The sequence below is a fragment of the Pseudomonas knackmussii B13 genome, assembly GCF_000689415.1.
GTDB lineage: Bacteria > Pseudomonadota > Gammaproteobacteria > Pseudomonadales > Pseudomonadaceae > Pseudomonas > Pseudomonas knackmussii.
The window spans coordinates 4,872,143-4,884,278 of record NZ_HG322950.1 but is presented as its reverse complement, the minus strand read 5'-3'; the positions used below and the strand labels follow the sequence as shown (position 1 = coordinate 4,884,278).

13 protein-coding genes are annotated in these 12,136 nt (G+C 66.7%); 6 read left to right on the top strand and 7 right to left on the bottom strand.

The window, feature by feature from the left end; all coding sequences use genetic code 11:
- Positions 1-125: 125 nt before the first annotated feature.
- The 4 genes from PKB_RS22855 to PKB_RS22840 all read right to left on the bottom strand — a co-directional run bounded on the left by PKB_RS22855 (position 126) and on the right by PKB_RS22840 (position 4,875).
- Entirely contained in the window at positions 126-1,034 is a 909-nt protein-coding gene (locus PKB_RS22855) for an acyltransferase (RefSeq protein WP_043254791.1), read from the bottom strand.
- Between the two features lie 132 nt (positions 1,035-1,166).
- On the bottom strand, positions 1,167-3,290 hold the full coding sequence (pta, locus tag PKB_RS22850) for a phosphate acetyltransferase (RefSeq protein ID WP_043254788.1): 2,124 nt from the start codon (positions 3,288-3,290) through the stop codon (positions 1,167-1,169).
- Positions 3,291-3,347: 57 nt separating this feature from the next.
- Complete coding sequence (locus tag PKB_RS22845) at positions 3,348-4,532, bottom strand: acetate kinase (protein WP_043257674.1); 1,185 nt, start codon at positions 4,530-4,532, stop codon at positions 3,348-3,350.
- A 7-nt stretch (positions 4,533-4,539) separates the two neighbouring features.
- A complete protein-coding gene (locus PKB_RS22840; protein WP_084166829.1) occupies positions 4,540-4,875 on the bottom strand; it encodes a DUF3565 domain-containing protein in 336 nt (111 codons plus the stop codon).
- On the opposite strand from PKB_RS22840, the gene PKB_RS22835 reads away from it, so the two are divergent.
- Together PKB_RS22835 and PKB_RS22830 are read left to right on the top strand one after the other, a co-directional pair.
- Positions 4,844-5,329 (top strand): FKBP-type peptidyl-prolyl cis-trans isomerase, encoded by a 486-nt coding sequence (locus tag PKB_RS22835; RefSeq protein WP_043254784.1) that lies wholly within the window; start codon positions 4,844-4,846, stop codon positions 5,327-5,329. The two genes, PKB_RS22840 and PKB_RS22835, sit on opposite strands and share 32 nt — an antisense overlap.
- Positions 5,330-5,543: 214 nt before the next feature.
- Positions 5,544-6,026 (top strand): glutathione peroxidase, encoded by a 483-nt coding sequence (locus PKB_RS22830; protein WP_043254782.1) that lies wholly within the window; start codon positions 5,544-5,546, stop codon positions 6,024-6,026.
- Between the two features lie 74 nt (positions 6,027-6,100).
- Here PKB_RS22830 and PKB_RS22825 read toward each other — a convergent pair whose 3' ends face one another.
- Positions 6,101-6,502, bottom strand: coding sequence for a tautomerase family protein (locus PKB_RS22825; protein WP_043254781.1), 402 nt, complete (start codon positions 6,500-6,502; stop codon positions 6,101-6,103).
- A 4-nt stretch (positions 6,503-6,506) separates the two neighbouring features.
- Positions 6,507-6,818 carry a carboxymuconolactone decarboxylase family protein gene (locus PKB_RS22820; protein WP_043254779.1) on the bottom strand — a complete coding sequence of 104 codons (312 nt, stop codon included), beginning with the start codon at positions 6,816-6,818 and terminating at the stop codon, positions 6,507-6,509.
- A 110-nt stretch (positions 6,819-6,928) separates the two neighbouring features.
- Here PKB_RS22820 and PKB_RS22815 point away from each other — a divergent pair, with 110 nt between their 5' ends.
- The 4 genes from PKB_RS22815 (at position 6,929) to PKB_RS22800 (ending at position 10,818) form a co-directional block, all read left to right on the top strand.
- Complete coding sequence (locus PKB_RS22815) at positions 6,929-7,822, top strand: LysR substrate-binding domain-containing protein (protein WP_043254778.1); 894 nt, start codon at positions 6,929-6,931, stop codon at positions 7,820-7,822.
- 74 nt (positions 7,823-7,896) lie between these two features.
- The gene (locus PKB_RS22810) at positions 7,897-8,487 is read left to right on the top strand and encodes a TetR/AcrR family transcriptional regulator (protein WP_043254777.1); all 591 of its coding nucleotides are present in this window, start codon (positions 7,897-7,899) and stop codon (positions 8,485-8,487) included.
- Positions 8,488-8,543: 56 nt separating this feature from the next.
- Positions 8,544-9,656, top strand: a complete 1,113-nt coding sequence (locus PKB_RS22805) for an NADH:flavin oxidoreductase (RefSeq protein ID WP_043254776.1) — start codon at positions 8,544-8,546, stop codon at positions 9,654-9,656.
- Between the two features lie 202 nt (positions 9,657-9,858).
- Positions 9,859-10,818: a DegV family protein gene (locus PKB_RS22800; RefSeq protein ID WP_043254774.1), complete on the top strand. Its 960-nt coding sequence runs from the start codon at positions 9,859-9,861 to the stop codon at positions 10,816-10,818.
- Between the two features lies 1 nt (position 10,819).
- Here the strand turns inward: PKB_RS22800 and PKB_RS22795 are convergent, their stop codons facing one another.
- Positions 10,820-12,022, bottom strand: a complete 1,203-nt coding sequence (locus PKB_RS22795; RefSeq protein WP_043254772.1) for a glycosyltransferase family 4 protein — start codon at positions 12,020-12,022, stop codon at positions 10,820-10,822.
- Between the last annotated feature and the right edge of the window lie 114 nt (positions 12,023-12,136).

Here is a 12,136-nt window from a genome sequence, read left to right as displayed (position 1 = left end):
TGAAAAAGCCCGCCGATTGGCGGGCTTCTTCGTTTGTGCTGTTTGCTGGGTCCCTGCGTCCGCGGGGATGACGACTGGTCGAATCCGTTGCGTCCTTCCCGCGAACGCGGGAATCCAGAAAATCCTCAGGCGCTGGCCGGGTACTCGCGGTGCAGCTGCGCCAGCAGTTGCTCCTTGCGCTCCCACAGCTGGTTCACCCACTGCTGGAACTCTGCGCGATAGCCCTCGTCCTGGTCGTAGCTCTTGCCGATGAACTGGCGCGGGATCTCCAGCTCCTCGAAACGCACCACCACGCGCTTGAGGCGGCCGGAGAGCAGGCACCAGAAGGTCGGGCTGCCGTCCGGATAGTGGATGGTGACGTTGACCAGCGTGCGCAGCTGCTCGCCCATGGCGTCGAGGACGAAGGCGATGCCGCCGGCCTTGGGCTTGAGCAGGTGCGGGAAGGGCGATTGCTGCTCGTCGTGCTTGGCGCGGGTGAAGCGGGTGCCTTCGAGGAAGTTGAACACCGACACCGGGATGCGCTTGAACTTGGCGCAGGCCTTGCGCGTGGTCGCCAGGTCCTGGCCCTTTTTCTCCGGGTGCTTGGCCAGGTAGGCCTTGCTGTAGCGCTTCATGAAGGGGAAATCCAGCGCCCACCAGCACAGGCCGATCACCGGGACCCAGATCAGCTCCTGCTTGAGGAAGAAGCGCAGCAGCGGGATGCGGCGGTTCAGCTGGTACTGCAGGACGAGGATGTCGACCCAGCTCTGGTGATTGCTGGTGACCAGGTAGGAATGGTCGTAGTGCAGACCTTCCAGGCCCTGGACCTGCCAGCCGGTGCGTTGCACCAGGTTCATCCAGCCCTTGTTGCAGGCGATCCAGCCCTCGGCGATCAGGCTCATCAGCTTGCTGAGAGCCGACTGCGCGGCGGAGAAGGGCAGCACCAGCTTGAGCAGGGACATGCTGAGCAGCGGCAGGCACCAGCACAGGGTGCTGATCACCAGCAGCAGGCCGGCCAGCGAACCTCGCAGGGCGTGGGGAAGGAAATTGAGCATCGAGCGTTCCTTGTACATGGGCGCCGGCGGAGTCGCCGCGCGTGGTTGGGGTCCCGGCCCCTTGGCGTTTCGGGTGGCACCTTCCTGTGCCGGCGTTGGCCTGGGCCGCTCGGCGGAGCGGCCCTCCTGGGTTCATGGGTGTTGCGTGTCGGCCTGGATCGCGGTGAGAGCAATGGTGTAGACGATGTCTTCCACCAGGGCGCCGCGAGACAGATCGTTCACCGGCTTGCGCAAGCCTTGCAGCATCGGGCCGATGCTTATGCAGTTGGCGCTGCGCTGTACCGCCTTGTAGGTGGTGTTCCCGGTATTCAGGTCGGGGAACACGTACACGGTCGCGCGGCCGGCCACCGGACTGTCGGGGGACTTCAGCTGGCCGACGCTGGCGATGGCGGCGGCATCATACTGCAAGGGTCCGTCAATCAACAGATCGGGGCGTTTTTCCTGCGCGATGCGTGTTGCTTCCCGCACTTTGTCGACATCCGCGCCACTTCCCGACTCGCCCGTCGAGTAGCTGATCATCGCCACTCGCGGCGTGATGCCGAAGGCCTGCGCGGACTCGGCACTCTGCACGGCGATCTCCGCCAGGTCACTGGCCGAAGGGTCGGGATTCACCGCGCAATCGCCATACACCAGCACCTGGTCGGGCAGCAGCATGAAGAACACCGAGGACACCAGGTTGTACCCGGGCGAGGTCTTGATCAGCTGCAGCGCCGGGCGAATGGTGTTGGCGGTGGTGTGGATGGCGCCGGAAACCAGGCCGTCCACTTCGTCGAGGGCGAGCATCATGGTGCCCAGCACGACGTTGTCTTCCAGCTGCTGCTCGGCCATGGGCGCGTTCAGGTTCTTGCCTTTGCGCTGCGCCACCATGGGCTCGACGTAGCGGCTGCGGACCTGGTCCGGATCGATGATCTCCAGGTCCTCCGGCAGGGCGATGCCGAGCATCTGCGCCACCGCGCGTACGTCATCGGGCTTGGCCAGCAGCACGCAGCGGGCGATGCCGCGGGCGTGGCAGATCACTGCCGCTTGCACGGTACGCGGCTCGCTACCCTCGGGCAGGACGATGCGCTTGTGGGCCTGGGCCGCGCGCTGGGTCAACTGGTAGCGGAATACCGGTGGTGACAGGCGAGGTTCGTGCGGCGCGCCGCAGCGCTGGCGCAGCCAGTCGAAGTCGATGTGCCCGGCGACGTACTCGCTGACGCGCTCGGAGCGCTCGCGGTCGTCCACCGGGATTTCCTTGTTCATCCCGGTCAGGTCGCCGGCGGTGTCGAACGAGCCGGTGTTCACCGAGAGCACCGGCAGCCCGCCCTGCAGGGCGCTGCGGCACAGCTCCATGATGCGTGCGTCCGGTGCCAGGCCGCTGCACAGCAGCAGGCCGGCGAGCGGAACGCCGTTCATGGCGGCGAGGCAGGTGGCGAGGATCACGTCGTCGCGATCGCCGGGCACCACTACCAGCACGCCGGGCTTGAGCAGGTGGACGATGTTCGGCACCGAGGGCGCGCAGAGGATGATCTTCTGCACCCGCCGCTGTTCATATTCGCCGGCATTGATCACGCCGGCATTGAGCAACTCCGCGACGTCGCGGGTGCGCGGGGCGTTCAGGTCGTCCTGCCAGGGGATGCAGCCGAGCAGGCGGAAGTCGCCATTGCGCATCAGCGGCGAATGTTCGCGCAGGCGCTGGGCGTAGCGTTGCGCACCGGCTTCGCCTTCCAGCGGGCGGCCTTCTTCGTCGATATCGCGGACCTTGTTGAGGATCACCCCGAGCAGCTGCGGGTCGTGCGGGCCGCCGAACAGCTGGGCCTGGATATCGAGGCGGTCGGAGAGCTCGTTGAGCGTCTCGTTCTCCGGCGCGGAAACCAGGATCACCTCTGCGTCGATACTCTTCGAAAGGTGGAAGTTGACGCGCGCGGCGTAGCTGACGTGGCGGGTCGGAACCATGCCTTCGACGATCATCACGTCCTGGCCTTCGGCGGTCGCCTGAAACTCGCGGATGATGTTTTCCAGCAGCTCGTCGAGCAGGCCGTCGCCGAGCATGCGTTCGACCTTGCTCAGTGGCATCGGTGTCGGCGGTTTCAGGCCGTGGGTGCGGGCGACCAGCTCGCTGGAGCGCTCCGGGCCGTCGTCGCCGGGTTGCGGCTGGGCGATGGGTTTGTAGAAGCCGACCTTCAGGCCGGCGCGCTGCAGGGCGCGGATCAGGCCGAGGCTGATCGAGGTGAGGCCGACGCCGAAGCCGGTTGGGGCGATGAAGAAGGTGTGCATCCGGGCTCCTTAAGCCGTTCGGGTTCGAGCTGCCCTTGTGGGGCGAAGGCGCAATCTTCAGCCGAGCACGGCCAGGGTGTCGAGGACGATCTGGCGTTCTTCGTTGGTCGGGATCACCAGCACCCGCGGGTGGCCGGCGAGGTGGATCGGCCCTTCGACGCCGCGCACGCAGCGGGCGTTGGCTTCGCCGTCGAGTTCCAGGTTCAGCACATGCAGGTGGCGCACGGTGAGGTTGCGCACCAGCGGCGAGTTCTCGCCGATGCCGCCGGTGAAGATGATGCCGTCCAGCCGCGGCAGGGCGCAGGTCATGGCGGCCAGCGACTTGGCCAGGCGATAGCAGAACACTTCGATGGCCAGCGCGGCGCCGGCGTGGCCCTGGTCGCGGGCGTGCTCCAGGGTGCGCATGTCGTTGGACAGGCCGGACAGCCCGAGCAGGCCGCTGTCGTGGTTGAGCATGTGGTCGATGCGCTCCAGGCTCCAGCCCAGGGTGCGCGCCAGGTGGCTGTGCAGGTTCGGATCGACGTCGCCGCTGCGGGTGCCCATCATCAGGCCCTCCAGCGGGGTCAGGCCCATGCTGGTGTCGCGGCTCTGGCCGTTGGCGATGGCGCAGGTCGAGCTGCCGTTGCCCAGGTGCGCGGACAGCCAGTTGCTGTCGCCCAGGGCCAGGCCGCTGATCTCGGCGGCGCGATGGCAGACGTAGCGGTGGCTGGTGCCGTGGAAGCCATAGCGGCGCACGTGCTGCTCGCTATATAGCGGCTCCGGCACGGCGTAGCGGTAAGCGCGCGGTGGCAGGCTCTGGTGGAAGGCGGTGTCGAACACGGCGATATGCGGCAGCTGTGGATAAAGCGCCATGGCGGCATCGATGCCGAGCAGGTTGGCCGGGTTGTGCAGCGGCGCCAGGGGCGCGGTGTCGCGGATCGCCCGAAGGACCTCGGCGTCGATGCGGCAAGCCTGGGTGAAGCGCTCGCCGCCATGCACGACGCGATGGCCGATGGCGTGCAGCGGGCCGTCCAGCGCTTTCTCCACCAGCGGCAGCAGGTGGGCGAGGGCGGCTTCGTGGCCGGCGCCCTGCAGGTCGATGCTGTCGCGCAAGTCACCCTGCTGCCAGGCGAGCACGGCGCCGGGTTCGCCCAAGCGTTCGGCCAGGCCGTGGAGAATGAAACCCTCACGAGCCTCGCAGGCGAGGGCGAACTTGATCGACGAGCTGCCGCAGTTGATCACCAGGATGTTGCGCGCCGTCATCTTCACCTCATTCCTTTGTCGTCGGGTCGGTTTCGCGTGCGCACCAACCGCAGGGGAAGGGCTGCCCGATCTGGGCGGCACGCTGCGTCGGATCGAGCACCCAGGGCCGCGACTGCCACGGTGGCTCGTGGCGCAGATGCTGGGTATGGCCGCAGGACAACACTGCCACCCAGTGGCCGTCCTCGTCCTGACGGAAGTCAAGCAGCCGCGGGGGCTCGCGGGCGGGCCATCCGTCTGCCCTCGGGTCGCTTTCGTCCCCGGGCCGGCGTAGACTTGCGCGCTCTACTTCTTTTTCGGAAAGGTTCTTCACCATGCAGATCGCAGCCAACAAGGCGGTTTCCATCGACTATACCCTGACCAACGATGCAGGTGAGGTCATCGACAGCTCCGCTGGCGGCGCTCCCCTGGTGTACCTGCAGGGCGCGGGCAACATCATCGTCGGCCTGGAGAAGGCCCTGGAAGGCAAGCAGGTCGGCGACGAACTGGAAGTTTCCATCGAGCCGGGCGACGCCTACGGCGAATACAGCGCCGAGCTGGTCGCGACCCTGAGCCGCGAAATGTTCGAAGGCGTCGACGAACTGGAAGTCGGCATGCAGTTCCACGCCTCCGCTCCGGACGGCGGCATGCAGATCGTCACCATCCGCGACATCGACGGCGACGACGTCACCGTCGACGGCAACCACCCGCTGGCCGGCCAGCGCCTGAACTTCAAGGTGAAGGTAGTGAACGTCCGCGAAGCTTCCGCCGAGGAAGTCGCCCACGGTCACATCCACGGCGAAGGTGGTCACCACCACTGATTGCCGGGACTGTATTTCGTCGGGTCGATTGATGGCCCGATGAAGCCCGGTCGAAGCTGCTAAGCTTCATCCACGAAAGGCGCCTGCGGGCGCCTTTCGCATGCACGGACGCAGGGTCTTTTTTCCCGAACCGACTGGGATGCGTCGCGCGGACCGATTGTCCGGCCGGACGCAGGGCACTTCGCTGTGCCGAATCATCTTCAAGGAGTACTCCATGAGCGCTTTTCACGATCTGACTCTGCATGGCCTCGACGGAAAGGATCTGCCGCTCGCCCCGCTCAAGGGCAAGGTAGTGCTGGTGGTGAACGTCGCCTCCAAGTGTGGTCTGACCCCGCAATACGCCGGGCTGGAAAAGCTCTATCAGCAATATCGCGATCGCGGCTTCGTGGTGCTCGGCCTGCCGTGCAACCAGTTCGCCGGCCAGGAGCCGGGCAGCGAGGCGGAGATCCAGTCGTTCTGCTCGCTGAACTACGGCGTCAGCTTCCCCATGTCGGGCAAGCTCGATGTGAACGGTTCGGAGCGGCATCCGCTGTATCGCCTGCTCGCCGGCGAGGGCGCCGAATTCCCCGGCGACATCACCTGGAACTTCGAGAAGTTCCTCCTCGCGCCCGACGGCCGCGTCCTGCACCGCTTCAGCCCGCGCACCACGCCGGAAGACCCGGCGCTGATCCAGGCCATCGAGAAAGCCCTGGGCTGACTCTCTGCCGGCGGGCGTGGCGCGCATGCCCTTCCCGCCGGAATTCCTTCTTTCCCGCGAATCGCCGCCTGCGTTCAGCCGTTCTCGGCCGGCAGGGCGAAGATGCCCATGCGTCCGCCGCCGAACGACCAATCCTCGCTGCTGCTGGTGGTGACCTGCACCATCACGTCCTCGCCGGCGATGCCGGGGCTCTCGCCGAGCAACTCCACCAGTCGCCGATAGAACGCCTGCTTGGTCGGCGTATCGCGCGGGCGTCCGGCGGTAATCGCGATCAGCACGAAATCGTCCGAGCGCGGCCCGCCCAGGTAGTTGCGGTCGTAGTGGAATTCCCAGGGATCGAGTTGGTGGATCATCACGAAGCGGTCGTTGGCCGGTACGTCGTAGGCTTCGTGCAGGGCGCGGTAGACGTTGTCGGCGAGGGCGCGCAGGTACTCGGGCGACTTGCCTTTGTGCAGGGCGATGCGGGCGAAGGGCATGGCGTCATTCCTCCTGGCTGTCGAGGCGGTTGAGGGCCGAGGCGGCGACGGGCCAGCCGCCATAGAAGGCCAGGTGGGTGATCAGTTCGACCAGTTCCTCGCGGGACAGGCCGTTGCGTTGCGCCAGCTCGAAGTGGAAGGGCAACTGTTCGCCGCGACCCAGCACCACCAGCGCGGCGACCGTCGCCAGGCTGCGTTCGCGCGGCGAGAGTTCGTTGCGTTGCCAGACGTCGCCGAAAAGCACTTGTTCGGTGAGCTGCGCCAGCTTCGGTGCCTGCTGCTGCAGGCGGGAGGTTGCTTGGGGTGGAAGGGACATCGCTGGGTTCTCCTGCTTGGGTGACTTGACGAAGTCAGGCTAGCGCGTCAGTTTTGTCCCGAAAATCGGGAAATATTTAACTGATAGTTCGATAAAGCAGGATTGTTGAAATGGCCCGGGTGAACTTCGATCTCGACGTGCTCCGCACCTTCGTCACCGGCATAGAGCTGGGCAGCTTCGCCCGCGCAGCGGATCGCCTGGGGCGCTCGACCTCGGCCGTCAGTGCGCAGTTGAAGAAGCTGGAGGAGCAGGCCGGCACGCCGGTGCTGCGCCGCGAAGGGCGGGGCATGGCGCTCACCGAATCGGGCGAGACGCTGCTGGCGTATGCCCGCCGCCTGCTGGAACTGAACGACGAGGCGGCCAGCGCGTTGCGTGGCGCAGCACTCGAAGGGCGAGTGCGCCTGGGCATGCAGGAAGACTTCGGCGAGACGCTGTTGCCGGCGTTGCTCGGCCGCTTCGCCCGGGCTCATCCAAAGGTGCGTATCGAGGTGCGCACCGCGCGCAACCAGGAGTTGCTGCGTGGCGTGCGCAACGGCGAACTCGATCTGGCCCTGGCCTGGGACACCGGCGAACGGACTGCGCACCTGGAGCACCTGGGTGCCGTGCCGCAGTGCTGGATCGGTTCTGTCGAAGGTCAGGCCTGGGCAGGCGAACGGCCGTTGCCGCTGGTGGTGCTGGAGGCCCCTTGTCTATTGCGCAGCGCGGCTACGGCTGCGCTCGATCGCGCGGGCATCGCCTGGCGCGTGGCCTTCACCAGTGCCGGGCTTTCCGGCATCTGGGCGGCAGTGGCCGCTGGCTTGGGTGTGGGCCTGCGCACGCCGCTCGGCCTGCCTTCAGGGGTCGTCGTGCTGGATGCCGAAAGCCTTGGCCTGCCGACCCTGCAGCCGCTCGGCCTGTGCCTGCACCGCGCCGAGTCCGAACCCGAGCCGGGCGTTGCACGTCTGCGCGATCTGCTCCGCGAGTGCGTGGCGGAATTGCTGCCCGAAGACACCACCGAGCGCTGAGCACGCTGTGGGGCTCAATCACCGATATCAATAGTGCTGGGCGGGGCGAGACGACCGGTCATATTCTTGCGCCCATGAACAGCATCCGACTCGACAAGCGTGACCTGATCCTCGCCAAGGGCTCCCTGGCGATGACCCGCTGCGGCTACCACGGCACCGGCGTGCAGGACATCGTCCAGGCCGCCGGCATCCCCAAGGGCTCCTTCTATCACTACTTCGAGAGCAAGGAAGACTTCGCCCTGCAGGCCCTGGAACACCTCTACGGCCCGCGCCTGCAGCGCTACGCCGAGGCCCTCGGCAATCCGGCGCTGGGGCCGCGCGCGCGGATCCTGAGCTACTACGGCGAGCTGATGGCGCACTTCGCGCGCAAGGAAAAGCTCGAGTACCACTGCTTCATCGGCAGCCTCAGCTTCGAGCTGACCGAGCTGTCGCCGGCGCTCGCCGCCAAGGTCGACGACATCCTGCAGCGTGGCACGGACATCCTCCGCGCCTGCCTGCACGAGGCGCAACAGGCGGGCGAACTGCCGGCCGACGAACACTGCGACAACCTCGCCGACTTCGTCAGCAATGCCTGGCAGGGCGTGCTGTCGCGGCTGAAAGTGAGTGCATCGCTGAAGCCCATGGAAGCCTTCATTGCCCGCCTGGAGCGGGTGCTCAAGGCCTGAAACCCTTCACCCACAGTACGAGACGACCGGTCGCCTGGACGTCCTGGAGAACCTTCGTGAGCGCATCCGTAGAGAGCCTGTTCGAGCCCTTCCGCCTGGGCAACCTGGAGCTGCCGACCCGCGTGGTCATGGCCCCCATGACCCGCAACTTCAGCCCCAACGGCGTGCCCCACGCGCAGGTGGTCGAGTACTACCGCCGTCGCGCCGCCGCCGGTGTCGGCCTGATCGTCACCGAGGGCACTACCGTCGGCCACAAGGCCGCCAACGGCTACCCGAACGTGCCGCGCTTCTATGGCGAAGACGCCCTGGCCGGCTGGAAGGAAGTGGTCGACGCCGTGCATGCCGAGGGCGGCAAGATCGTCCCGCAACTCTGGCACGTCGGCTCGGTGCGCCGGCTGGGCGTGGAGCCGGACGCCAGCGTCCCCGGCTACGGCCCGAGCGGCAAGGTCAAGGACGGCCAGGTGCTGGTCCATGAAATGACCAAAGAGGACATCCAGGAAGTCATCGCCGCCTTCGCCCAGGCCGCTCGCGACGCCAAGGCCATCGGCATGGACGGCGTGGAGATCCACGGCGCCCACGGCTACCTGATCGACCAGTTCTTCTGGGACGGCAGCAACAAGCGCACCGACGAGTACGGCGGCAGCCTGGCCAACCGTTCGCGCTTCGCCATCGAGCTGATCCGCGCGGTGCGCGAAGCCGTGGGCCCGGACTACCCGATCATCTTCCGCTTCTCGCAGTGGAAGCAGCAGGACTACAGCGCCCGCCTGGTGCAGACCCCGGAAGAGCTGGACGCCTTCCTCCAGCCGCTGTCCGAAGCCGGCGTCGACATCTTCCACTGCTCGACTCGCCGCTTCTGGATTCCGGAGTTCGACGGTTCCGACCTCAACCTCGCCGGCTGGACCCGCCAGCTCACCGGCAAGCCGACCATCACCGTGGGCAACGTCGGCCTGGACGGCAGCGAGTTCCTGGCCTTCTTCGGCAAGACCGACGAGGTCGCGCAACCCTCCGGTATCGAGGGTCTGCTGGAGCGTCTGCACAAGCAGGAGTTCGACCTGGTAGCCGTCGGCCGTGCGCTGCTGGTCGATCCGGACTGGGCGCTGAAAGTGCGTGACGGTCGCCTGGAAGACATCAAGCCGTTCAGTCGCGATGCGCTGATGTCGCTGGCCTGATCGACACGGAATGACAAAACCGCCCAAGGGTTTTTTCCCCTGGGCGGTTTCTTTTGTCATAGGGTCGGGAATTTTACTGACGCGTTTACAAAACTTTTCCTACGCACGCCTTCCGATGTGCTGACTTAAAGGTCGGAAACGGGCATTGTTATGACCGCGATCACACAACAATAGGCCGGCCAGCGGCCAAAAGGAGTAAGCCATGCGGATTGGCCTGGTGGTCGATGCGACCTGCGACCTGCCCCCCGAATTCCTCGCTGCCAACAACATCCGCGTCCTGCCCATCGGCATCAAAGTGGGCGAGAAGCGGATCATCGATGACCGCGACCCCGACACCACCCTGCGCTTCTATTCCGAGGACCTGCCCAAGGTCGCGCCGGAAGACGGCAGCGTGCCGCTGACCCCCGCCGAAACCCAGGAGTGGTTCCTCGAGCAACTGGTCACCGACTTCGACTACGTCATCTGCCTGACCGTCAGCAGCGCCCGCAGCCCGATCTTCGAGAACGCCACCCAGGCTTCCTTCGGCCTGCTGCAGAACTACCGCGAACGGCGCACCGCCGCCGGCGTCAACGGCCCCTTCGCCCTGCGCGTGGTGGATAGCCAGACGGTCTTCGCCGGCCTGGCCGTGCTGGTCGCCGAAGGCGTACGCCTGCTCGGCGAAGACAGCCATCCGAACGCCATCCGCACCCGTCTGGAGCAACTGAGCAACCAGATGAACACCTTCCTGGTCGCCAGCGACCTGGGCCACATCCGCCGCCGCGGCTTCCAGAAGGGCGACCGCAGCAGCATCGGCGACCGCCTGCGCGGCGCCTTCCTCGGCATAGGTTCGATGCTCGACATGAAGCCGGTGCTGAGCCTGGTGCAGGGCGAGGACAAGCCGGTTTCGGTCTCGCCGAACTACGAGAAGTCCGCCGAGCGCCTGCTCAACTTCGCCCGTGCGCGGGTCGAGGCGGGCGAGTTGCTGGCGCCGCACATGTGCCTGAGCTATGCCGGCGATCCATCGGCGCTGCGCGACCTGCCGGGTTTCGATGCGCTGGAGAGCGCTTGCCGCGAGCGCGGTATCGCCGTGCACCTGGCAATGCTCAGCCCCACCGGCGGCATCAACCTGGGCGCCGGAGCGATGAGCTTGTCGTTCGCCGCCGAGCCCAAGCCCTTCGCCTGATTCACTTGCGCGCGACGTCGGCGCCCGGCGCGGCTTGCGGTTCCACCGCAGCGCCCGGGAGCCGATGGCTGGCGTCGAGCAGGTAACCCTCGAACCGTTCGACGATGCCCGACCACTCCAGGCGGCCGGCGTGCTGGCGCGCATTCAGGCGCACCCGGCGCAGGCGTTCGCGGTCTTCGAGCAACCAGTTGGCGGCATCGATGAACTCGGCCTCGTCGCCCGGTGGGGCAAGCACGCCATTGTGACCGTGGCGGATGTGCTGGCCGGCTGCGGCCTGGTCATAGGCCACGACTGCCAGCCCGGAGGCGAGCGCTTCCAGCACCACGTTGCCGAAGGTTTCCGAAAGGCTGGGGAAGAGGAACAGGTCTCCGCTGGCGTAGTGGCGGGCCAGTTCCTCGCCGCGTTGCAACCCACAGAACAGTGCATCCGGCAGTTCCTGGGCGAGTTGCGCACGTTGCGGCCCATCGCCGACCACGATCAGGCGCATGTGCAGATTCGGGTGCGCCGCGCGCAACTGGCGGAAGGCGCGGCCGAGCAGGCCGAGGTTCTTCTCCGCGGCCAGGCGACCGACATGCAGCACGGCGATGTCCTGTTCGCCCAAGCCCCATTGGCGGCGCAACTCATCGTCGCGGCGACCGGGTTGGAACAGTCGGCCATCCACCCCGCGAGCGAGTTGCACGACATGGGCGAAACCACGCCGTTCCAGCTCCAGCGCCTGGCTGGCGCTGGGCACCAGGGTGCGCAGCGTGCGGTTGTGGAACCAGCGCAGGTAAGCGGTCACCAGGCGCGTCAGCGGACCCAGTCCGTAGTGCGCGCTGTACTGCTGGAAGTTGGTGTGGAAGCCGCTCAGTGCCGGAATCCGCAGGCGCTTGGCGGCACGCAGCGCGGCCAGCCCGAGCGGGCCTTCGGTGGCGATGTAGAGGACGTCCGGGCGCAGGCGTCGCCAGTGCCGCAGCAACTTGTGCAGGCACGACTGGCCCCATTGCAGGCCCGGGTAGCCGGGCAGCGGCCAGCCACGGGTCAGCAGCAGTTCGTCGTCGCTGTGGCGGCCGTCGTCGACGCTCTGCCGCGGGCGGACGACCTGCACCCGATGGCCGAGTTGCATCAGGCCACTGGCCAGGCGCCCGAGGGTGTTGGCCACGCCATTGATTTCCGGCGGGAAGGTTTCGCTGATCAGCGCGATGCGCAGGGGAGTCGTGCTCATTGAGGCAGTGTCCGTTGCCGTCATGTAGCCGATGTGAACTTCGGGTGACATCCATATGACGGTGCTGGCCGGGCTCTTGAAACGCGCGGGTTAGCCGCGTCGTCACAAAGCGCT

Bases quoted from the DNA above. Each gene is read 5' to 3' on its own strand.
- PKB_RS22855 (WP_043254791.1), bottom strand. From the start codon at position 1,034: ATGCTCAATTTCCTTCCCCACGCCCTGCGAGGTTCGCTGGCCGGCCTG.
- pta (WP_043254788.1), bottom strand. From the start codon at position 3,290: ATGCACACCTTCTTCATCGCCCCAACCGGCTTCGGCGTCGGCCTCACC.
- PKB_RS22845 (WP_043257674.1), bottom strand. From the start codon at position 4,532: ATGACGGCGCGCAACATCCTGGTGATCAACTGCGGCAGCTCGTCGATC.
- PKB_RS22835 (WP_043254784.1), top strand. From the start codon at position 4,844: ATGCAGATCGCAGCCAACAAGGCGGTTTCCATCGACTATACCCTGACC.
- PKB_RS22840 (WP_084166829.1), bottom strand. From the start codon at position 4,875: ATGGAAACCGCCTTGTTGGCTGCGATCTGCATGGTGAAGAACCTTTCC.
- PKB_RS22830 (WP_043254782.1), top strand. From the start codon at position 5,544: ATGAGCGCTTTTCACGATCTGACTCTGCATGGCCTCGACGGAAAGGAT.
- PKB_RS22825 (WP_043254781.1), bottom strand. From the start codon at position 6,502: ATGCCCTTCGCCCGCATCGCCCTGCACAAAGGCAAGTCGCCCGAGTAC.
- PKB_RS22820 (WP_043254779.1), bottom strand. From the start codon at position 6,818: ATGTCCCTTCCACCCCAAGCAACCTCCCGCCTGCAGCAGCAGGCACCG.
- PKB_RS22815 (WP_043254778.1), top strand. From the start codon at position 6,929: ATGGCCCGGGTGAACTTCGATCTCGACGTGCTCCGCACCTTCGTCACC.
- PKB_RS22810 (WP_043254777.1), top strand. From the start codon at position 7,897: ATGAACAGCATCCGACTCGACAAGCGTGACCTGATCCTCGCCAAGGGC.
- PKB_RS22800 (WP_043254774.1), top strand. From the start codon at position 9,859: ATGCGGATTGGCCTGGTGGTCGATGCGACCTGCGACCTGCCCCCCGAA.
- PKB_RS22795 (WP_043254772.1), bottom strand. From the start codon at position 12,022: ATGAGCACGACTCCCCTGCGCATCGCGCTGATCAGCGAAACCTTCCCG.